The sequence below is a fragment of the Lysinibacillus sp. OF-1 genome, from assembly GCF_028356935.1.
GTDB classification, from domain to species: domain Bacteria; phylum Bacillota; class Bacilli; order Bacillales_A; family Planococcaceae; genus Lysinibacillus; species Lysinibacillus fusiformis_D.
Genome location: NZ_CP102798.1, coordinates 2,187,111 through 2,209,785, shown reverse-complemented (window position 1 = coordinate 2,209,785; position 22,675 = coordinate 2,187,111). Strand labels below are relative to the sequence as shown.

The window sequence follows — 22,675 nt, the reverse complement described above, 5'->3', positions numbered from 1 at the left end:
ATCTGAACCACCCTGTTTTATGTTATTCAAAATAATCTTTATAGTAGCCACCGACATTACCTGTATTATCGATGATAAAAATGAACTCTTCTGTTTCATTTTTTACTTCATATTCTTTCCCTACTGTTAATACATTGGACACTAAGTATTTTGATGCATTTGTATGTTTGCAAGTTATCGTTCGTAGTGTTGGCGCATCTTTCCATTTTAAATGTAACATATTCTCTCTACCTCTCTTTACTAGCCGAAGCTAATGTCTATTGCTTATTTTATAATATTTTTGGGCTTTTGTGGAGAAAAAAGAAAGACTATAGCTATTCTATCCAAAAAAAATGACTATTTGAGGTGTTATGATGAGTTTTGGTGGTGTACCGCAATGGTTTTTTATTATTGCTGTAGCATTTGCAATCTGCTTTGTTCTTTATGCAGAATGGAATTCTAGAAAATAAGTGAGTCCAATAAATCGGACTCACTTTTTCTATGCTTATTTTAATGTCCGCTTTAAAAATTCTTTTGTCCGTTCATGCTGAGGGTTTACTAATACTTGTGATGGCGGGCCTTCCTCGACAATGATGCCTTTATCCATAAAGACGACACGATCTGCCACCTCTTTGGCAAACTCCATCTCATGTGTCACGATTAACATTGTATTCCCCTCAGTGGCTAACTGTCGCATCACCTTTAATACCTCACCGACCATTTCTGGGTCTAATGCCGAAGTCGGTTCATCAAATAGCATGACATCTGGATTCATTGACAATGCTCGAGCGATAGCCACACGCTGCTTTTGCCCCCCTGAAAGCTGACGAGGCTTGGCGTTCACATATTGATCCATACCAACGATATTCAAATATTTAAGCGCCGTTTCTTCTGCTTCTTTCTTTGATCGCTTCAATACTTTGATTTGGCCCACTGTGCAATTGTTTAACACATTGTGATTGTTAAATAAATTGAATTGCTGGAATACCATTCCTAGATGTGTACGATATTCTTGAATATTGTGCTTATCATCTAAAATGTCTTCCCCTTTATAAATAATTTGACCACCACTTGGCGTTTCTAATAAATTGATGCAACGAAGTAATGTTGATTTACCAGAACCAGAAGAGCCAATTAAACAAACGACTTCGCCTTTTTCTACTTGGAAATTTACATCTTTTAACACTTGGTTACGTCCAAATGATTTACTTAAATGTTCAATCTTAATCACTGCCATTTGTGCGTCCCCCTATACAGCTTCTTTTTGTTCTTTTTGATAGGCATCAGGTCCATCTAGACGTTTTTCAACATAGAGAAGGATGCGAGATGCGGTAAATGTCATGATAAAATAAAGAATACATGCAACAAAGAATGATTCAAAATAACGGAAGTTGTTACCTGAAATTGATTTTGTTTGGAAGAATAATTCCGTTACCCCAATGACATTTAATACGGCTGTATCCTTAATATTCATAATTAATTGGTTACCTGTCGCTGGCAAGACATTGCGTGCTACTTGTGGTAAAACAACATGCAGCATGATTTGGAAGTGATTCATACCAATTGCCGACGCTGCCTCGTATTGACCATTATCAATCGAGACAATACCACCTCGAACAATTTCTGCCATATAGGCCCCTGTGTTAAGGGAAACGACTAAAATACCTGCTGTAATAAAATGCATATCGATACCAAATGCAATATCTAGTCCGTAGTAGACTACCATAGCCTGTACAATCATTGGTGTACCACGGAAAAATTCAACATAGCATGTCAGGATAAAATTAATAAGCTTTAAGCTATAAAATTTTAAACCTTTTTTACGAACTGGAATCGTATGCATAATTCCAATGAAAAATCCGATGAATGCACCAATAATTGTACTAATAATCGAAATCAGTAACGTATAATACGCACCTCGTAAAAACATTTGCCAGTTGTTTTCAATAATTGAAAGTATCCATTCAAGACTCATGATGTTCCTCCTAACAATGTCATGTTGCTTGCTTATTTCCTTCGTGTCCTAGCTATTTCTACTATTCTATGATTTGTTACGCTAGGACATTATCATTATGTAGAGAGGTTCTCATTTTGATAATGATGAAATGATCATGCACGGACCAGCAACTAGCCCGTGCCTTGTCATTATTGTGCTGCTGGTTGTTGAGAAATCGCTTCTTCCATAATCGCTTGACGATCGTCTTCCGAAATACCTTTTAGGATTTCGTTGATTTTTTCACGGTTTGCATCGTCTTTACGTAAGCCTACAGCAATCGAAGTATTGGAAAGATCCGTATCAAAGCCTTCTTCAAATGCGACATATGTGAACTTATCGTTGGCAGCAGCAGCGGAAATACCTTCTGGACGTTCTGCTACATAGCCATCAATTTTGCCAGCCTCTAAAGCGACACGCATTGCGGGGAAGCTTTCCATTGCTGTTTGTTTTTCTACACCGTTAATTTGATCAATAACGTTGTAGTTCGATGTATTTAATTGTGAAGTAATTTTAGCACCAGAGAAATCTTGAATCGATTTTGCATTTTCATACTTGCTACCTTTCTTAATAACCATAACGAAATCAGAAGTATAGTAGTTTTCTGTAAAATCAATCGTTTTCTTACGCTCTTCAGTTGGTGACATACCCGCGATAATCGCATCAATTTTGTTAGATTGTAGCGCTGGTACTAATCCGTCCCATTCCATTTTGACAATGACTAGCTCTTTGCCTAAGCCTTCAGCAATTTTTTTTGCCATTTGGACATCGTAGCCGCCTGCATACTCTGCATTATCAGCAATTTTCACTGCACCATTAGCATCACCTTGCTGTGTCCAGTTAAATGGTGGATAGCCAGCCTCCATTCCGATTCGGAATTCACCGCCACTTGCTTCCTTGTCAGCACCAGCATCACCTGAACCGCCATCCTTTTTGTCGCTAGTGCCACATCCAGCTAGCACAATTGCTGTCATGATAGAGATCATTACTAACAACCATTTTCTTTTCATAAAAAACTCCCCTTTTCTGTAAAAAAATAAGACAACTGTAATAAAAAAGACCTAAGTATATTGAACTTAGGTCTTACCTTGTATGACAGTTGCCCAAATCCTCACTATAATTTCCATTTTCCGAGATAGCACAACCTAGTAAATCTGGAAATCCATTTACTAGGACAGTCCTGCACTTATTCACTGCAGACCCAGCATAAAAGTACGAGCTCCTTTTATACTTCGGCGATATTTCCTTCTTCATTGCGTCTTCGCTTGCTTGAACTCAACAATGAACTAATAAATACCGCGCCTCTACCTCACTGGTAAACGTTAGTGAGGTTTGTTTATTTAATTGATATTTAGATACTACTATAAAACTAGTACACTCGTCAAGACAGTTTTAACATTTTTCTGACTAATGACAATATTAGGATATTGTTCGTTCTCTATTCATTTTAAATCGTTAAGCTTCTATCGATATTTCTGAAAATTAAAACAAATTTTTATTATAGAGTATGTGCTCTATGTGAGAAAAGTTGTGTTTATGTCTTTTTTGCTCCTCTAAACGATATAACATTAGTACTCTTTCAAACATAGAATCGATCAAAATCTTTCGTCATGCATAAAAAAACCCTGCTGAACATTGTTCGCAGGGTTGAATGGCATTATGAATTTAATAGTAAATCTTCAGGATTTTCGATTAATTCTTTAACTGTTTTTAAGAATCCTACAGAATCTTTTCCATCGATGATACGGTGATCGTAAGAAAGTGCTACATACATCATTGGACGGATTTGAACTTCACCATTTACTGCAACTGGACGGTTAACAATTGAGTGCATACCTAAAATACCAGCTTGCGTACCATTCATGATTGGAGTTGACATTAATGAACCGAATACACCACCATTTGTGATTGTGAATGATCCACCAGCCATGTCATTTAAGCCTAATTTTTTATCACGAGCTTTTGTCGCTAAGTTAGCGATATCTTTTTCGATTTCTGCAAAGTTTTTGCTGTTTGCATCGCGTACAACTGGTACAACTAAACCTTCTTCAGTTGATACAGCAATACCGATATCAAAGAAGTTATTTAAATGAATTTCATCGCCAGAGATTTGAGCGTTTACGTATGGGTATTTTTTTAGTGCCGCAACAACAGCTTTTGTGAAGAATGACATGAAACCAAGTTTGATGTCGTTTGCTTTTACAAACTCTTCTTGTTTACGTTTACGAAGTGCCATGATATTTGTCATGTCAATTTCGTTAAATGTTGTTAACATTGCTGTTGATTGTTTCACTTCTAATAAACGTTTAGCAATTGTTTGGCGACGACGGCTCATTTTTTCAACTGTTACACGGTCAGAATTAGCTGCTGGTGTAAATACTACTGGGCCACCTGAAGTTGCTACTGATGTAGGTGCTGCTACTGGTGCTACAGCTGGAGCTGTACCATGAGCTGCTACATCTTGTACACGTACACGTCCTTGTGGATCTACTGGAGATACTGCTGCAAGGTTGATACCTTTTTCACGAGCAAGACGACGTGCTGCTGGAGAGGCGATTACTCGCTCACCAGAAGTTTCTTCTACAACTGGAGCCGCTGCTACTGGTGCAGATGCTGCTTGTGGCGCTGCTGGAGCCGGAGCTGCTTCAGCTGGAGCCGCTGCAGGTGCAGGTGCTGCGCCTTCGCCTGCTTCTACTACTGCGATAACTTGACCAACTAGTACAGTATCGCCTTCTTCAGCTAAAATTTGTGTTAATACACCTGCTTCTTCAGAAATGATTTCAGCGTTTACTTTATCTGTTTCAAGTTCAACGATGAATTCACCTTTTTCAACGCGATCGCCCACTTTTTTTACCCACTGTGCGATACTACCTTCTGTAATCGATTCTGCTAATTCAGGGACTTTAATTTCAGCCACTTTCATTTCCTCCTTTGATTAACGTGCATGACGCACATAAAAGGGCTACTGCTTGAGGGCAAGTAGCCCGGTTTTTTCAAAAATTTATATGTGATTATTTAACCTTCACTGGCTCAGCAACTGCCGCTTCAATTAATGCTGCTTGTGCTGCTTTATGAGAATCTGCATCCCCTTCAGAAGTTGAGCTCATTGCAGGACGACCTACATAGCGAAGTTTTTTACCTTCTGAAAGTTCATATAATGTTTCTAATGCATAATTCCATGAGCCTTGGTTTTTAGGTTCTTCTTGTACCCAAACAATTTCTTTCACATTTGGATACTTAGCAATAATACCAGCAACTTGCTCTTTTGGGAATGGGTAAAGTTGTTCTACACGAATAATGTGTAAATGATCGAAGCCTTCTCCGTCTTTTACGCGATCCGCTAAGTCGATCATCACTTTACCAGTTCCTAAAACGATACGCTCTACAGCTTCTGGTTTAGCGCCTAAACCTGGTTGTTCAATCACTTCTTGGAATGAACCATTTGCTAATTGTTCAGCATTCGCCGCAGCTAATGGGTGACGTAATAGTGATTTTGGTGATACGACTACAAGTGGACGTACCCCTTCTGTACCTAATAACGCTGCTTGACGGCGTAATAAATGATAGTAGTTACCTGCGTTTGAACAGTTCGCTACAAACCAGTTGTTTTCAGCTGACATTTGTAAATAGCGTTCCATACGGCTTGAAGAGTGCTCTGGACCTTGACCTTCATAACCATGTGGTAAAAGGATCACTAATCCAGATTTTTGGCCCCATTTAGAGCGTGCCCCTGAAATAAAGTTATCAAACATCACTTGTGCCATGTTCGCAAAGTCACCGAATTGTGCTTCCCACACTGTTAAAACATGACTATTTTCTAGGTTGTAACCATACTCAAAGCCTACTACTCCCGCTTCAGTCAGTGGAGAGTTGTGTACTGAGAAGGATGCACTCGCACCAGAAATATGATGAAGCGGTGTGAAGACATTCCCATTGTTTTTATCGTGAAGTACTAAGTGACGTTGAGAGAATGTACCACGTTGAGCATCTTGACCTGTAAAACGTACTGGTGTGCCGTCTTGGATAATTGTCGCATATGCTAACGTTTCTGCATGGCCCCAGTCAATTTTTGCTGATGCATAGGCATCACGACGTTTTTCTAAAATTTTGCCAAGCTTTTTCTGTGGCTCGAAGTTTTCTTCAAACACTAAAAGCTCTTCATTGATTTTTTCTAAACGTTCCGCACCAACTGCTGTATCAATTTGTGGGAACTCTACTTTTAATTCTGCTGGCATTTCTAAATGCTGATGATCATCTTTATCTGCCATTTCTCTTACATGGTCATAGGCTGCTTGCATTTCTGCATAGATTGCTGTATCTAAGGCAGCTACATCTTCAGCAGATAGAAGACCTTCAGCCACTAATTGTGCTCCATATAAAGCACGCACTGTTTCATGTTTAGAAACCAATTTGTATGTTTCTGGGTTTGTCACAGTTGGGTCATCTGTTTCATTATGACCATGGCGACGGTAACCAACTAAGTCTACAATAATATCTTTGCCGAATTTTTGACGGTAGTTAGCAGCAAAACGACCCACTTGCGCTACTGCCTCTGGGCTATCTGCGTTGACATGGATTACTGGTACCTCGTAACCTTTTGCTGGGTCAGAAGAGTACACAGAAGAACGAGAATCATAATGCTCAGTTGTGAAACCGATCATATTGTTCGCGATAATGTGGATTGTACCACCTGTTGTAAAGCCTTCTGTTTTAGCAAAGTTTAAAACCTCAGTCACAATCCCTTGACCTGGGAATGCAGCATCACCGTGCACTAAAATACCTAAGCCTTTAGTACGGTCGTGTACCGCTTGGCCTGGTTTAGACGTATCATCTTGTGTTGCACGAGTAGCTCCAAGTACAACTGGATTGCCAACTTCTAAGTGAGATGGGTTGTAAGCCAATTTAACATTCATACCCGATTCACGGTTGTAAGAAGCACCCATATGGTATTTCACATCACCTGTCCAACCTTTTGTAATTTCAAGGCGGCCATGCTCAGGCATAAATAACTCATTTGAAACATGTGCAAAGTCAGAGAACATCATGTCATAAGGTTTGTTTAAGATGTGTGTTAAAACATTTAAACGACCACGGTGTGCCATACCAATACGTACATTTTCTACATTTTTGGCTTCTGCTGTTTTAACGATTTCATCAAATAGAACGATTTGCGTATCTAAGCCCTCACCAGAGAAACGCTTTTGCCCTACAAAAGTTTTATGAATAAATTTTTCGAAATTTTCAACGCGAGTTAAACGATCTAATAAGGCTTTCTTCTCTTCAGAAGATAATGCTTGTTTAAATAAGCCTGATTCAATTTGCGCTTGAATCCAATCACGTTCTTCTGTAGCTACTACGTGACCGTATTCAAATGCCACTTTATCTGTATAAACAGCTTTTAGATAGTCGATTGCATCCTTACCATTTTTCACGTTTGCTGGCACATCTTTGAAGAAGATTGCTGCAGGAATTTCAGCTAAATCCGCAGCGCTTAAGTTGAACGCGCTTTCTTCAATTTGAGCTGTTTGTAGTTCACGGTTTTTCAGAGGATAAATATCTGCCGCTAAATGACCGTGTGAACGGATTGCGTCTGCTAATTTCACAGCGGCTAACACTTTTTTGTAATCGCCAGCAGGAGCCGCTGCTGTATGACTAACTACAGCTACTTCACCTTCTACTACTACTGGTGCACCAAATTGTTGGAATAAAGAAACTAACTCCGGTTCTACTTCTTCAGGAGACTGTAAGAATAAGTCGTATTGCTCCATCACATATCCTAGGTTAGGACCAGAGAAAGCTGACCATGGAGAACTTACAGTTGTAACGTTGTTCGACATGAAAAATGACCTCCAAATTTTGCCTTTCGGCAGTTCCATTAATTAAATTACAATTAATTATATAATATTTAGCCGTTCTTTAAAAGAAAGTTTCACACTACTTTTCCATATTTTAAAGAACGTTTTTTCCATCTCAATCTTACTACTCTTCACAAAAAATACAACTCTTTTTAGCAAATTAAGCAATTTTTTTCGCAAAGGATAGAATAATGAAATAAAGCGTGAATTTTTCTTAATATTTTAGCGGTATTCTTAGCGAGAAAACGGTTCCAATATTAACCTCACTCTTGACTTCTACTGTCGCATTGTATTTTTCAAGTAACATCTTCGAAATGCTAAGTCCTAAGCCAGTTCCACCAATTTGACGATTTCTTGCTTCATCCACTCGATAAAATCGATCAAAGATAAACGGCATATTCTCTTCTGCTATTCCTATACCATTATCAGCAATTTCTAAACATGCAATTTTTCCAGCAGTTGTAAGAGAAATTTCAATCTCAGGAATTTTTTCACAATAACGAATTGCATTCTCTATTATATTACGAACGATTTGACTTAGTGCATTTTCGGTAATAAATAACGGACCGATTTCGCCATTTTTCGACAGCGATATTCGTGCTTGTGGATGGACAAGCTGTAGCTCCTCCATGACGGCTTCTATTACTACTAGTGCATTTGCCTCACTTGCCTCATCTTTTTCCTCACGTCGTGCAAGCTCTAATAATTCCTCAATCATTTTGCGCATCCGAGCAATCTCCGTTAGGGAAGTATCAATGGATTCTTCTAAAATGGCTGGATCATCTTTGCCCCATCTTTTTAACAGGGAGAGATGCCCTTCAATGGCTTGAATCGGTGTTCGCAGTTCATGGGAAGCATCTGCGACAAATTGTTGCTGCTGGGTAAAGGAAATTTGCAGCTCATTCATCATCGCATTGTACATTTTTAACAGATCACCAATCTCATCCTGTGATGTATAGGTTAGCTGGATAGGCTGATTAAATCCTTGGTCTACCACCGTCTTCATGGATGCACGCAATTCATGTAATGGCTTCATTAAATAATTGGCCAAATAATAGCCAATGGAGCCTGATAGTATCAATGCCCCTATCCCCGCTATTAGCATCGCTGTCAGAAGGTAATGCATAAGGGATTGAAAGCTAGTCAAAGGATGAATAACTTGGATATAGCCTTGAAAAAAGCCGATCCGTATCGGTTCATTGATGACGAGTACATCCTTCTTATCGATGGTCATTTCCAGAACTTCTTGCATCGATTGTAGCGGTGCAGCAGCTGAAGTATCATTGATACGTAAAATATCCACTCCATCTCTATTAAATATTCTGACCGTTTCATCGCGATCGGCAATGGATTTGAGCAAACCTGTATTTTGTTGTATTTGCTGAATGGTAACATTAGGACCTTGTGATTCTAAAAAGGAGATAATATCGTCACTTGTACGTTTGACCTTACCTTCCTCATCGTTTAAGAGCCATGTATGAAGCGAAAGATAAACGACTATACAAATAATTGTAAAGCTAATAAAGATGACACTACTTGATGTCAGCATCCATTTTTTCTGTAAAGATTGGTGACGTACATAATTTTTTAATTTATTCATTCACGCATCACATACCCAACACCACGAACAGTTTCGATATAAGCGTTCATATCACCAGGGAGCTTTGTGCGTAAATGTCTGATATAAACGTCTACTACATTGGTCTCGATATCCGTATCATAGCCCCAAACTGACGTTAAAATATGCTCCCTCGTACACACTCTATTTTTGTGCTCGATTAATAGTTTTAGTAAATCATATTCTGTCTTTGTTAGGTCAAGTTTATTCCCTTGAACAAAAACTTCATAGGCTGCCACATCTATTTCAATATCTCGTAAACATAAAGATTCACTGCTAGTAGGCTCTGGTGTGACACGACGTAAAATCGTCCGTATTCTAGCAAGCAGCTCTTCAATAGCAAAAGGCTTGACGATATAGTCATCGGCTCCTGCATCTAAGCCCGCTACACGGTCCATTACAGCATCTCTCGCCGTTAATAAAATAATTGGTACCTGTGACTGCGTTCGGATACGGCGGCAAATTTCAATGCCATTAATGCCTGGCAGCATCACATCCAATAAGAGAACATCAAAATTTTCCGTAGTGGCCAAAGCCAGTCCATCCCGTCCATCAAAGGCTGTTTTCACCTCATAGCCCTCATGCTGTAATTCTAGTTCAACAAAACGCGCAATATGCTTCTCATCTTCTACCAACAATATCTTCTTAGGCATTGTATCACCTTCTATTCTAAAATAACGATATAGGATATTTATCCCTCTCACGTTCTAGCATAACATCAAACAAAAAGTCTGTTTCACAAGGGAAACCTTGTGGACAGACTTTTTTATTGTATTCCCGAAATGGAAAGATTATTTTTTCCCAACTCTTTTGATCGATATAAAGCTCGGTCGGCTAAATCCATTAACTCATCCAAAGTTTGTGCATGATCTGGATAATAGGCAATACCGATTGAGGCTGTAGGAGTAAAATGATGGTCTTCAATCATCCAGCCTTCTGCTAGTTCATCGCGGATTCGACGAATAATATGCATAATTTGGTCATGCCTTTTATCAGCTTCTCTTGTTAAACCTGTTAGGATGACGATAAATTCATCGCCACCAATTCGAATGACCATGTCATGACTTCGAACCGTTTGATTTAAGGCATTACCAAAGCGCTGAATAAACGCATCCCCTGTGTCATGACCAAAACGATCGTTGACTTCTTTAAAATCATCACCATCTAGATAGAGCATGGCGACACAGGTTTGATTTTCAGCTGCTTTAGCCAGTATTTTCGGAAACTCTTTTTGTAAATAACGTCGATTAGGTAGCTGTGTTAACGCATCATGATAGGCTAAATAGAGCAAATCATTTTCTCTTTCTTTACGATGAGTAATTTCTCGAGACACCATCATAATTTGTGAAACCTTTTCACGTTCAGGGTCATGTACAACCGTGACATTGCCCTCTGTCCAAATCGGTGTACCGTCCTTCGCCTTTAGTAAAAGCTCAAACTGTGTTTCTGGCTGACCTGTAAAATTGTTTAAAAATGTTTGCCATTCGTTTTTACTTTCTTGATCTAAAATATCACTGTAAAACTGCCCAAGTAGCTCTTCATTTTCATACCCTAAATAAATCCCATAGGATGGAGACGCATAAAGAATAATGCCATCTTCATTCGTAATCACGATTAAATCATTTGTATTTTCCGTAATGAGTCGGAAAGTACGTTCAATATTTTTTAATTCTGTGAACATTTTTTTCTTATCTGTAATATTATAGTTAATGGTTAAAATTTGTTCGATTTTACCGAACTCATTTTTTAACGGCACAATGGTTGCCTCCACCCAATAATCGGCATGATATTTTGTGCGATAGCACAGTTCTCCTCGCCAAATCTCCATTGTATCCAGCTTGCCTTCGATTAATTGTAAAAAGTTTTGCGCATTGAACCTTGGCTCCATTAATGAATAGGGCTGACCTATTAATTCCTCCGCAGTGTAGCCAGAAGCCTGTAAAAACATATCGCTTGCTTCCGTAATATAGCCTTTATGGTCCAATACAGCAATGGCTGTAGCTGAATTTAAGGCAGACTTAAACACTTCTAAACCATGAGACTTCGAACGTAATTCTGCTTTTTGTAAAGTAAATTGAGTAAAATCCTGCATGATTAGAAAGATAGCAAACGAATTATCATCCTGCATTACAGGCGATAGGGACATTAAATACATGCGCTCCTGACCTTCTGACGTAAACAGCTTGATCAGCTTTTTATCAAGGTTTTCCCCTCTCGCTGCTTTTTGTAAACAAGCTTCAATGTGTTCAACCTCTTCTTTCGGGATAATCGGTAAATCAACAAACAATTTTTGCTTGACAGTTTCATTATCTAATTGGAAATCTTCCATAAAGCAAGAATTCACTTCGTATACCATACCTTCGGCCGATAAAATGACCGTGGAGAAAAAGGCATGGTCAAACATGGACCGCATAAATAAAAATTTATCCTCAATATTGCGGTCATAGAGGATTTCCTTTGTGATGGCTAATATATAGTCTTCATTATTATATTTCAACGGTCTGACAGACGTTTCGTATTTATGAACCTCCGACTGAAAATACGCATAATCTACATAGTCAACCTGATTATGCTCCCTAATCGCTTGATCGTAGTTTTTCTGAATGATCGAAAAAATGCGCTCTGAGGTAACGCTTGAAATCATTTTTCCAATCGCCTCATTTGATAACAGGTCACGAGCTGCTTGGTTTAAGCGAATATATTGATAATCATCCTCTACTTTTTTCATGAGAAAAGCAAAATCTTTGCCAATAAATAATGAATTAAAAAAATCTTCGCTTAAAAGATACTCCATGCTGTCACCTCCAGAAAAGCCATTGCAATCATGATAAAAATGCTAGTATGTATGTTTTGTTCGATTTTATATAATACTACTATTATAACATAAAAATCAAAAATTACCCTTACAGAATAAGATAAATTATATCCTTTTTAGGATATTTTTTGATATATTACCTATTGTAGAAACATTTAAATCCTACTAAAGAAGTGTATAAATGATTAATATTAGATAAAATTGATAGGATAGACTTAATGCTAAAAAACAACAATATTTTCGCCAACGCCTCTTCTTTTGTCAGAATTTACTGACTACTAAACTCAAATTTTGTTTTTTTCGAGCAAAATGATTGCATCAAACAGCTTTCGTGTTATATTATATTTAAAAAACTAGCCTTTTTTCGGTATGGTCGAAATCAGTAAGACAGCGGGAGATTATGGAATATCATAGTTATAACGTCTAGTTCTTTGGGTTTTAATTCCAGTACGAATTTTAGTTTTCTTCTTTATGCTTCAACGGAATTGTTTTAACTACCCTAGTAAAGGAGGCGTTTCGTATGCTTAAACATCGAGACCTGCATGAATGTACAGAGCTTTATGAGCTATTATCACACCCTTCTGTATTCCCTTTTGTCCGTCAGAAAGCCACATCCGCTGATGAGTATTGGTTTATGACAAAACAACTGATTGAAGAGGAAGCGAGAGGACTCGCTATCTCGAGGACCATTACTGATGATTGGGGTCAACCAATCGGCACCATTAGTATTCACGATGTGGAGGACGGTGCAGGCTTTTTAGGAACGTGGATTGGACTCCCTTACCAGGGTAAAGGCTATAATCAAAAGGCAAAAATGCTATTTTTGAATGAGTTATTTTTTGATTATAATTTCCATACGGTATTTCTCCGTATACGAGTTGAAAATTTAAAATCACAGCGTGCCGCATTAAAGCTACCTTATGTGGTGAGTGCCAATGAAAGTCATCCGACTTTATTAGAACAGGTCAATAGCGGTGAAGCTCAATTTAATTTATTCAAAATTCAAAAAGATTTATTCTACTTAATAACAGCACATCAAATGCAAGAAGGCGAAGAGCAAGCCATGTAATGTGTCATATATAATAAGAAGCTATAAGGTTTTGTCATCTTTGACCTGCCTCATAGCTTCTTTTCTTTTTTCAAAGAGCCTTTATTTTTTGTAGTGCAAAATTAATGTTGCCATTTCGTCTGGTGTTTTTGGTTTTTGCGTTTTTGACATCTTCTCTACCATTTCTGCCTTACACTCTGTTAATGTATGAACCGACTTCATAAAAGATTCCTTTGTTAATTCTTCTTCCTGCAGCACTTCCGCATAGCCCTGTTTTTTAAACAAGTTGGCATTTAAAATTTGATCCCCACGACTTTTTTGTGCGGATAGCGGCACTAATAGCATCGGCTTGTGTAGTGCCAAAAATTCGAAAATGGAGTTAGAGCCTGCTCGTGACACGATAAAATCTGCTGCATGCAATAGATCAGGTAACTCTGTTGTCACATACTCAAATTGCTTGTAGCCAGGCATTGTCTCTAGTGCTTGGTCATAGTTCCCTTTCCCACACAAATGAATAATATGAAATTGCTTTAAAAGCTCTGGTAAGTTTTGACGCAATGCCTCATTTAGAACAACAGAGCCTAAACTTCCGCCCATCACTAGTAAAACAGGCTTTAATGTTGAAAAGCCACAGAATGATAACCCTTTTGCCCGTTCGCCCTCAAACAACTCCGGACGAATAATGGAGCCTGTGCAAGTTGCCTTTTCTTGTGGTAAATGCTTTAGTGTTTCTTCAAAAATCGTGAACACATGAGAGGCAAAAGGCAGGGCAATTTTATTGGCAAGACCAGGTGTCACATCAGATTCATGTATAACAACAGGCACACCTGCCAGTTTTGCTGCCATAACAACAGGTACTGAAACAAAGCCACCCTTTGAAAAGACAACCTGTGGCTTTACTTTTTTAATAATACGAAAAGCCTGCATCATTCCAGCAAGCACTTTAAATGGGTCTGTAAAATTTTTCACTGAGAAATAACGACGCAATTTACCACTCGCAATGCCATAAAACGGAACATCGGGGAAGGCCTCGCCTATTAATTCTTTTTCAATACCTTGTTCTGAACCAATATAGTGGACATCATAACCAAGTTCAAGTAAAGACGGGAGTATCGCTTGATTTAACGATACATGGCCAGCTGTCCCACCACCGGTTAAAATGATAGTTTGTTGTTTCACATTAATTCTCCTATTCCTTAAAAACCATTGTAGTCCGCACTACTTTTTGTTTACAGTGTTCTATTTTACTATATGCTGAAGAAAAGATATAGATGAAGCACGAAAATTTCAAGCTTTTCTCTCTTTACATATGCTATACTTGTTCATTATGTTCACGAAGGAAGTATCAAATATGTACCAAACATCCACAATTAAGGAAAAATATGCACTACTTTTAAAAATGATTGTTCCCATCTTAGTAACACAAGTAGCCATTTATCTTATTTCATTTTTTGATATTTTAATGTCCAGTCGCTATGGGACGGCCGATTTAGCAGGTGTCTCAATCGGCTCCTCCATTTGGATGCCGATTTATACAGGACTGTCGGGTATTCTCCTTGCCATTACACCGATTGTCTCACAGCTAGTCGGAGCGAAACAAGAGATGGATGCCAAAAAGGCCGTTCAGCAAGGTATTTATGTAGCCATTTTGCTGGCAATCATCATCTTCACAGGGCTCTTTTTTGGCATCGATTGGATACTTAGCAAGATGAATTTAGAATCTGCTGTACATAGCATTGCAAAAGGCTACATCTATGCGATGTGTGCTGGTCTTTTACCTTTATTCTTATTTTTTGTCATGCGTTGTTTCATTGATGCCCTTGGGCAGACACGTGTCACAATGATTATTACATTATTGACAACGCCGATTAATATCGTCCTTAACTACATTTTTATTTTCGGTAAATTCGGCGCACCAGAGCTTGGCGGGATTGGTGCAGGTGTCGCAACAGCAATTACGTACTGGCTCATTTTCTTGATTACTGTATGGATTATCGCCAAACGAGTACCGTTCGAACGTTTCCGTTTGTTCCACCATTGGCCGAAGCTGGAATGGCTTCGATGGAAGGAAATTTTACTGATTGGTGTGCCAATTGGCATCTCCTTATTTGCAGAAACAAGCATTTTTTCTGCCGTTACCATGATGATGAGTAATTTTAGTACAGAAATTATTGCTGCTCATCAAATTGCCTTAAATTTCACCTCCCTGCTCTATATGGTGCCGCTTAGTATTTCCATGGGTGTTACCATATTAGTAGGCTTTGAAATTGGTGCTGGTCGCATGCGGGATGCTCGTATTTATAGTTATCTATGTGTCGGCACAGCCATTTTATTTAGTTTTATTTCTGCTTGTATCTTATTTATTTTACGTGAGCCTGTAGCTCATATGTATTCAACAGATCCTATAGTACTTGAGTATGCTGTACAATTTTTAGTTTATGCAGCCATTTTTCAGCTCTCGGATGCGATTCAAGCACCCGTACAAGGGGCATTACGTGGCTATAAGGATGTTATGATCACATTTATGATGGCAATTATCTCGTATTGGATCATTGGCTTGCCCGTGGGCTATATCCTTGCTACGCATACTGATTTTGGTCCATTTGGATATTGGATTGGACTTGTTGCTGGTTTAACAATGGGCGCAATCACCCTGCTTATCCGTCTGCTAATTGTTCAAAAAAGAGTTACCGTCTAACGACAAAAAATCGCTTTTCTCCCTCTTGAGAAAGGCGATTTTTTAGCGTAATACACCTGTACGAATGATTTTCACTTGAACAGACGGCACGAGCTGTAAGGATGTATATTCCGTATGCCAGTCGTCCTTAAACATCTTCGGGTGATAGGCACGAATATAGCGACCAATTCCTAATGTATCAGACTTTTGATTTTGAAGTATACGTAAGACCTCCTCAAACTCCGCCTGCAAATGCTTTTGAATCAATTGTTGAACATCCTTAAAAATGGTTTCTTTATACAAATGATCTTGGGCGAATTCTTCAATTCCGACCTCGAGTTGGTAATCCATCGTTATTCGTCTCAGTTCCTCATCCACTATCCATTTACGCTTCACATGGATAACATCTGCCGTAATCGGCATTTCTTTCCCGTCATGCTTCCACATATAACTCATACGTGCTTGCTTATTAGTTTGATTCATTAAAATTAGCATGATGAGGGATTGTTTTGGCGTTAATACTGTGCCCGTAAAGGTTTGACCTGAAAATAAAGCTAAACCAGCCGCAACAACGTGCTTTTTATCCTCACCTAGCCGAATATACGGTAGCGTGATATCGATTGTTTGTTCAAATAACATCGAGCCAATCGTTTGTAAATCTAATTTCGGAAAAAAGGTATTTTCCTCTGTACTTTCGATAAAGCGTTCATAATAAACGCCTGCGCTTCCAGCTAAATCCTTCGTTAAGTCGACGTATGGTTTGACATCCCCTTCTGTTATCGCCACTTTGATGGATATCGGATTTTGAGGATCGCGAAAATAAATATCCAAGATATCATAAATGGGCTCTCTCACTGTTTGATCCGCTATTAGGAGCGTTGATAGCTCCGATAGATCAAGCGTTTGCTCGACTTTCAAATTGGCGTTATTGCGTACATCTTTCGGTGAAATCCCTTCCGCTTCAATCACTTCATTTTGCTGTGCTGTTGTATTCGGATAAGCATAATAGCCTTTGTACTCCCCAACATAGCCTTCCACACCAACGAGTGTTACGACAGACGCATTTTTATAAAGACGTTCATCCCAACATCCCGCTAAAAGCACTATAGATAAGATGATTATACTCCCTTTACGATACACGTTTTCCCCTCCATTTATTCCAACAGATAATGATGAGCGGTAGTAGAAAAGTAAAAAAGAATAATACATAGTGCAAAGAATTTTTAATAAACTCAATGCGCTGAAATTGCATCATAAAGAGCGGTAGTATTGCCAGTAAAAGATGGTAGATAATAATACTCCATTGCGGATGCTTCCTTTTTTTTGAAAGATACAGCACTCGAAAGGACAGACCAAAAATCATGACCGTGACAATAGACCATGATAGCCAAATATAGACGAAGAAAATATCAAGTCGTTTAACAAATGTCACTTCCTGTGATTTTAAAATATACATAATCGGCTCTGGGATCAACTTGATTTCATCTAAGGCAAAGAACATTTGCGTAAAAAGCACGGAAATCAAATAAAATACAAAAATGACCAGTTGGTAGATGAATAAAGGCCGCCCTTTCACCTGTGTATCTTGTTTTAGAAATGGTCGATAAAGAAGGTACATTTCAATGCCAAAAAAAGCATAGGTACTATGAATCAAGCCCCCCATGATTTGTCTCATATGATTCCATTCAATAGGAAATAGATTACTCCATGTTAAATCGGGAATCGCCAGCATTAAAAAAAGCACAAAAAGGAAAATGATTGGTATGAGCATGACACCGATGTTAATGACCGTTTCTGGTCTTACTAGGTTGGCATACAAGGATAGTGCGACAATCAGTACAACAACGAGCCATTCAGGGGTTTGTGGTAATACCCATGTGGCCAAAACATATCCCATATAGGCAATCAGTACAGCCGCTAATAAAATCCAATAAAGCTGATAGACCCAGCGAAAAAATCGATTTAAATAAAAGTAGGCATAATAGCGTTCAAACAGGAGCAACAGACCATAATGAATGACACTTGCTAAAATAAAAACGAGCCAAGCATTATGTTGACTGTAAATGATTAAAGGGGTTTGGAAGGCAATATAGACGACACCTGTTTGAATAATAAATAGTACTAAAAAAAATTGAGCCTTAGATAGCGAAAACTTCATGGCGTATCCTCATTTTTTAGCTGTTCATCCTCTGGTGGGTCAAAGGAAGTAACTTGCACAGTCGGTTTAATGAATGGCCAGCGTAAAAAAATTTTATACACCGCTTTTGGCTGAAAAGGTACGATGGGTGAAAAATACGGCTGTTTAATAGAAGTTAAACTGATTAGATGAATGAGTAAAATAACAACCCCTATGACAATCCCTAAAAACCCAAACAATGAGGCTAGGACCATAAACGGAAAGCGTAACATACGTATGGTACTATTCAATTCAACGGATGGAACGACATAGCTTGAAATAGCCGTTAAGGCAACGACAATGACCATTAAATTAGACACTAACCCTGCATTAACGATGGCATCTCCTATTACTAGCCCCCCAACGATTCCAATTGTTTGCCCTACAGATTGCGGCAAACGTATACTCGATTCTCGAATAAGCTCCATAATGATTTCAAGAATGAGCGCTTCGATTAGTGGTCGATAAGGGATTTCATTCACATCGTTTTTCACTTGATTACTCAGTTCTAGTGGCAGTACCTCAAAATGAAAGCTAACTACTGCAATATAAAAAGCTGGTAAAAAAACCGCGGTTATAAACGACAGTAAGCGGACGATTTTATAAAAGGAGCCAACAACAACCCGACCATTATAATCATCGGGTGTTTGATAGAAAGAGAAAAAGGTCACGGGACCAATTAAGGCAGATGGTGAAATATTTGTCATGACCACGACCTTGCCCTCCACTAAATTGGCTACTACACGATCTGGATGCTCTGTATTTAACAATTGTGGAAAGGGCGATAACACCGAATCCTCTAACGCATCGCTTAATTGACCAATACTATAAAAATAGTCGATCTGAATCGCTGCAATCCGCTTTTCAACCTCCTGTAAGGTCTCAGGCTGTATGACCCCATCCATATACAGATAATAGGCCTTTGTTTTCGTTTGATGGCCAATCGAAAAAGATTTTACGACAAGTGCGGGATTATTCACTCGCTTTCGTATCAAAGCTAAATTGGTGTCTGCACGCTCAATCAAGCCCTCATGCGAACCTCGAAGAATATGTTCGTTGATCGGCTCTTCGAGATTTCGACGCACCTCATTTATGATGCTAAGTGTCAGCATCTCTCCCCTTTCAGGCAATATCACGATCGTTTCCCCTTGACAGACTCTTTCAATCGCTTGCGGTAAGGAAAAATCTTGCAATGTCGTAATTAACGTTTCACTCCAAAAAGGTTTATCTGTATCTAAACGGGCATAAATGGTATCCAGTACTTTTTGTACTTCCTTCGCATCAACTAGAGAAGCGTAAAATCATAAAATAGCCGTATCCCCTTCATGCCAATCTACTTGTCTGACTGTCAAATCCGAGGAATGGTAGAATGCTTTTTGTAGGCTTTTCATCATATACTCCACTTTATCCATAAAACGCCCCCCTCTATTGGAGAGTATAAACATTTTTCGCCATTTTCAAACGCTTGCATAGTGGGATTCATAGCCATAAAAAAGATGCCCGTTAAAACAGAGGGGCATCTTTAAATGGATTATTTTTTAAAATAAGCTTCAATATCTTCATAGATAAAGGGCGTCCCCTCTATTTTTTCATGCTGATTATGCAAAGCTGTCATACGATTGATGATAGGCGCTAATTTCCCCTCATTTTCCTGCGTTAGATTGAAGGCTACTCCGTATGAATAAATTTGATACTTTTCCTCTAATGTCCATCTAAATGTACCTTCTATAGTAAATGACTGGTTCATCAACACAAAGTTAAATTGAAACTTCATCGTTTGATTGATTGGTAGCTTCAGTGTAGAGCGAATCTTCATTCCCCCTAAGCTAATATTTTCAATCACGATTGGCGTATGACCGATAGCAAGCTTTTGCTGGTTCATTTCAATAATGGTCATAGAGCCCTTCACATAGGCTGGGAAATGAAAGCGAAAATACTTGCGACGCTCCACAGCTGGCTTGTGATGGACAATTGCTTTCGGCGGTTCTAAGAAGCCTTTAGCTAGCATTTTTTCAAAAGCCTTCGCAGGAACTGCTTTTGAATAGATGCTTCCTTGTAGATAATGACATTCATGCTGCTTTAAAAAAATATATTGATCATAGCTTTCGACCCCTTTTGCCACTACTTGAATACCTAGCATTTTTGCTAAATAGATCGTTGTTGAGATAAGCCCATTTTCAATAGGATGATCATGGCGAATTTGCCGAATAAACGCCTCATAGATATGAAGCGTTGTTGGCTGAAACGTGCGCAATGATTCTAACGATGAATAGCCTGTTCCAAAATCACCAATAGCAATTTTGACACCAAGTTCTTGCAATTCCTTTAATACCGTCATAACACTTGCGCTATTTTTTAAAATGGTCCTTTCTGTAATTTCTAATTGTAAATAGTGAGCAGGGATTTCATTGAGCTGCAATTGCTCTTGAAGAAATGGGACAAAGCCCCTTTTCATCAAACGAATAGGTGAAATTTTGATGTTAATCGTACGCAGTACATGCCCATCTTGCTTCCATTTCCGCAAGAAAGCACATGCTTTTTTAATGACCCAATCTGTAATAATATGGATCATATGATTTTCTTCCGCTAAAGGGATAAATTCACCAGGTGACACAAGCCCCCATTCTTTATGATGCCAACGAATTAACGCCTCTGCCCCATAAATATTGCCTTTTTGTGGCTCTACCAATGGCTGAAAATATAGCTCAAATTCTTCATTTAACATCGCTTGACGCATATCACGATCTAGCACATATTGCTTATAGGAAGTAATATCTTCTGTAAAGGCATAAATATGAAAGCGATTGCGCCCTTGTTGCTTCGCATAGCACAAAGCAGAGTAAGCATTTTCTAATAAGATATTTCTCTTTCTACCTTCCTCAGGATAAAAAACAATGCCAATGCTAGCAGAGAGATGCAATTGATAGTCTTTAATCGTCAGAGCGGTATCAAAGATTTTCAGTAAACGATTAGCCAATGCGTAAATATGCTGTTTACTCACATATTTTTTCATGACCAAAATAAAATGCTGATGGTCTAGGCGTGCCAAGTAACTAGTATCATCGAGAAGCTTGGCAAAATGCTGGGTCACCACTCGAAGAAGCTCATCACCGATTTGTGAACCTAATGCATTATTTAGCACATGAAAACGATTAATGGAAATATAGAGAAGGGCAAATGGCTCGCCTGCCGAACAGAGCGTGTCCACTTTATCATGCAAGCTCAATTGATTTGGTAAGCCTGTCAATTCATCATAGTACACTAAATAATTGAGCTTCTTTTCTCGTTCAACCTCCTTTGTAATATCCGTTACTAAGCCAAAAATTTGATTTACTTTTCCCTTCTCATCGAGTCTCGGTACAATTTGCTCAAGCAACCATTTTGTTTGGTTTTCACCTGTAAAAATACGATAAATCACTTGGTAGCTCTTGCCGATAGCAAGATAATCGGTGTACGCTAGTACCTCCTCGCGATGTGCAGGGTGAATCATGTTAATCCATACTTCGGCGTCTTCGTAAAGCTTCGCTAGTGGAATGCCTAAAATCCCCTCTAGCCCTTTTGAGGCAAAAAGCATTGTTCCCCGAATGGAATCTCGCATCCAAATCCCCGCATCTAAATGATTAAAAATATAATGATAGTTGGCGAGTGTATCATTTAATGCCTGCTCAAGCAGTTTAAAAGCTGTCTGATCCTTTACAACCCCAACCATCTTAAAGGGCTTATTATCCTTCCAAGTTACTTCTGCCGCTGCTTGTACATAACGTAAATCATGAGTTTCACCATGGTATATTCGAAATTCACTATTCAAGTTGATGCCTTTTCGGGCATTGTTAAATGCATCGTAGGTCTTTTCATGGTCATCTGGATGGATGAATTGGAAAGCTCGATCAATACCGTCGTTTTCTGAACGGCTAAAGCCAAAAATTTGATAAAAATTATCGGAGCAATACAGCTTGTCATGCTGAATAAAGTATTCCCAGCTCCCTACTGCGGCAATATGCTGAGCATAATTTAAATGCTTTTCATGAAGCAATAATTGATGCTTCATCGCAGAATAGGTAGACATATCTTCAATAATTAAATAAAGCCCCTCTGCCTGATCCTCACCATTTTTAATCGGTATAAATGTTAGTACAAGGCTTAGCTGTTGACCTTGATGCTGTAGCCTTTCTATATCAATTTTGACCGATTTCCCCCGCAATGTTTGGTTGAATGCTCTTTTTAGCCGCTTATAATCAGGGACCGTCAAAATTCGCTTAAAATCCTCTGCATGGCTTGGTCGATAGTGTAATAGTTGATAGAGTGCCTCTTGATTTACATAAATAATTTCTCCATCCGCTGCAAAGACAATCATCATATCAGGGTGATACTTCGCAAAGGACATGGCATATGAGAATAAACGATGATCTTGAACTGTAGCCAGCGCTATCGCCTGTGTACTTTCTTCTCTTGCAAAAAATTGCTTTAATAAATTCGGCTTTTTCATCAACCTCACCCTTCCCTACTTTTTACCT

At 38.7% G+C, this 22,675-nt stretch carries 16 protein-coding genes and 1 riboswitch; of the genes, 2 read left to right on the top strand and 14 right to left on the bottom strand.

The window, feature by feature from the left end; genetic code table 11:
- Positions 1-22 precede the first annotated feature (22 nt).
- From NV349_RS10720 to NV349_RS10680, 9 genes are all read right to left on the bottom strand, one after another.
- Complete coding sequence (locus NV349_RS10720) at positions 23-220, bottom strand: DUF6501 family protein (RefSeq protein WP_036126026.1); 198 nt, start codon at positions 218-220, stop codon at positions 23-25.
- Between the two features lie 264 nt (positions 221-484).
- The gene (locus NV349_RS10715) at positions 485-1,216 is read right to left on the bottom strand and encodes an amino acid ABC transporter ATP-binding protein (RefSeq protein ID WP_036126028.1); all 732 of its coding nucleotides are present in this window, start codon (positions 1,214-1,216) and stop codon (positions 485-487) included.
- A gap of 12 nt (positions 1,217-1,228) precedes the next feature.
- On the bottom strand, positions 1,229-1,954 hold the full coding sequence (locus NV349_RS10710) for an amino acid ABC transporter permease (protein ID WP_036126030.1): 726 nt from the start codon (positions 1,952-1,954) through the stop codon (positions 1,229-1,231).
- A gap of 170 nt (positions 1,955-2,124) precedes the next feature.
- The gene (locus NV349_RS10705; RefSeq protein WP_271913360.1) at positions 2,125-2,982 is read right to left on the bottom strand and encodes a transporter substrate-binding domain-containing protein; all 858 of its coding nucleotides are present in this window, start codon (positions 2,980-2,982) and stop codon (positions 2,125-2,127) included.
- A gap of 118 nt (positions 2,983-3,100) precedes the next feature.
- Positions 3,101-3,287: riboswitch (Lysine riboswitch) on the bottom strand.
- A 342-nt stretch (positions 3,288-3,629) separates the two neighbouring features.
- Positions 3,630-4,889, bottom strand: a complete 1,260-nt coding sequence (gene odhB / locus NV349_RS10700) for a 2-oxoglutarate dehydrogenase complex dihydrolipoyllysine-residue succinyltransferase (protein ID WP_249645685.1) — start codon at positions 4,887-4,889, stop codon at positions 3,630-3,632.
- 94 nt (positions 4,890-4,983) lie between these two features.
- Positions 4,984-7,809: a 2-oxoglutarate dehydrogenase E1 component gene (locus NV349_RS10695; protein ID WP_271913357.1), complete on the bottom strand. Its 2,826-nt coding sequence runs from the start codon at positions 7,807-7,809 to the stop codon at positions 4,984-4,986.
- Positions 7,810-8,041: 232 nt separating this feature from the next.
- Positions 8,042-9,427, bottom strand: coding sequence for a HAMP domain-containing sensor histidine kinase (locus NV349_RS10690; protein ID WP_036126039.1), 1,386 nt, complete (start codon positions 9,425-9,427; stop codon positions 8,042-8,044).
- Entirely contained in the window at positions 9,424-10,098 is a 675-nt protein-coding gene (locus tag NV349_RS10685) for a response regulator transcription factor (protein ID WP_058844437.1), read from the bottom strand. The genes NV349_RS10690 and NV349_RS10685 overlap by 4 nt, the downstream gene beginning before the upstream one ends.
- Positions 10,099-10,211: 113 nt before the next feature.
- The gene (locus NV349_RS10680; RefSeq protein ID WP_036126045.1) at positions 10,212-12,239 is read right to left on the bottom strand and encodes a diguanylate cyclase domain-containing protein; all 2,028 of its coding nucleotides are present in this window, start codon (positions 12,237-12,239) and stop codon (positions 10,212-10,214) included.
- Between the two features lie 541 nt (positions 12,240-12,780).
- Here NV349_RS10680 and NV349_RS10675 point away from each other — a divergent pair.
- Positions 12,781-13,329: a GNAT family N-acetyltransferase gene (locus NV349_RS10675; protein ID WP_089933612.1), complete on the top strand. Its 549-nt coding sequence runs from the start codon at positions 12,781-12,783 to the stop codon at positions 13,327-13,329.
- Positions 13,330-13,410: 81 nt separating this feature from the next.
- On the opposite strand, the gene NV349_RS10670 is transcribed toward NV349_RS10675, so the two are convergent.
- A complete protein-coding gene (locus NV349_RS10670) occupies positions 13,411-14,487 on the bottom strand; it encodes an undecaprenyldiphospho-muramoylpentapeptide beta-N-acetylglucosaminyltransferase (protein ID WP_271913352.1) in 1,077 nt (358 codons plus the stop codon).
- A 172-nt stretch (positions 14,488-14,659) separates the two neighbouring features.
- Here NV349_RS10670 and NV349_RS10665 point away from each other — a divergent pair, with 172 nt between their 5' ends.
- Entirely contained in the window at positions 14,660-16,006 is a 1,347-nt protein-coding gene (locus NV349_RS10665) for an MATE family efflux transporter (protein WP_036126051.1), read from the top strand.
- A gap of 42 nt (positions 16,007-16,048) precedes the next feature.
- Here NV349_RS10665 and NV349_RS10660 read toward each other — a convergent pair whose 3' ends face one another.
- The 4 genes from NV349_RS10660 to NV349_RS10645 form a co-directional block, all read right to left on the bottom strand.
- The gene (locus NV349_RS10660; protein WP_036126053.1) at positions 16,049-17,125 is read right to left on the bottom strand and encodes a Ger(x)C family spore germination protein; all 1,077 of its coding nucleotides are present in this window, start codon (positions 17,123-17,125) and stop codon (positions 16,049-16,051) included.
- Entirely contained in the window at positions 17,115-18,143 is a 1,029-nt protein-coding gene (locus NV349_RS10655; RefSeq protein WP_271913350.1) for a GerAB/ArcD/ProY family transporter, read from the bottom strand. Before NV349_RS10655 ends, NV349_RS10660 begins: the two co-directional genes overlap by 11 nt.
- The gene (locus NV349_RS10650; RefSeq protein WP_271913347.1) at positions 18,140-19,354 is read right to left on the bottom strand and encodes a spore germination protein; all 1,215 of its coding nucleotides are present in this window, start codon (positions 19,352-19,354) and stop codon (positions 18,140-18,142) included. Before NV349_RS10650 ends, NV349_RS10655 begins: the two co-directional genes overlap by 4 nt.
- 338 nt (positions 19,355-19,692) lie before the next feature.
- Positions 19,693-22,647, bottom strand: a complete 2,955-nt coding sequence (locus NV349_RS10645) for an EAL domain-containing protein (RefSeq protein ID WP_271913345.1) — start codon at positions 22,645-22,647, stop codon at positions 19,693-19,695.
- Between the last annotated feature and the right edge of the window lie 28 nt (positions 22,648-22,675).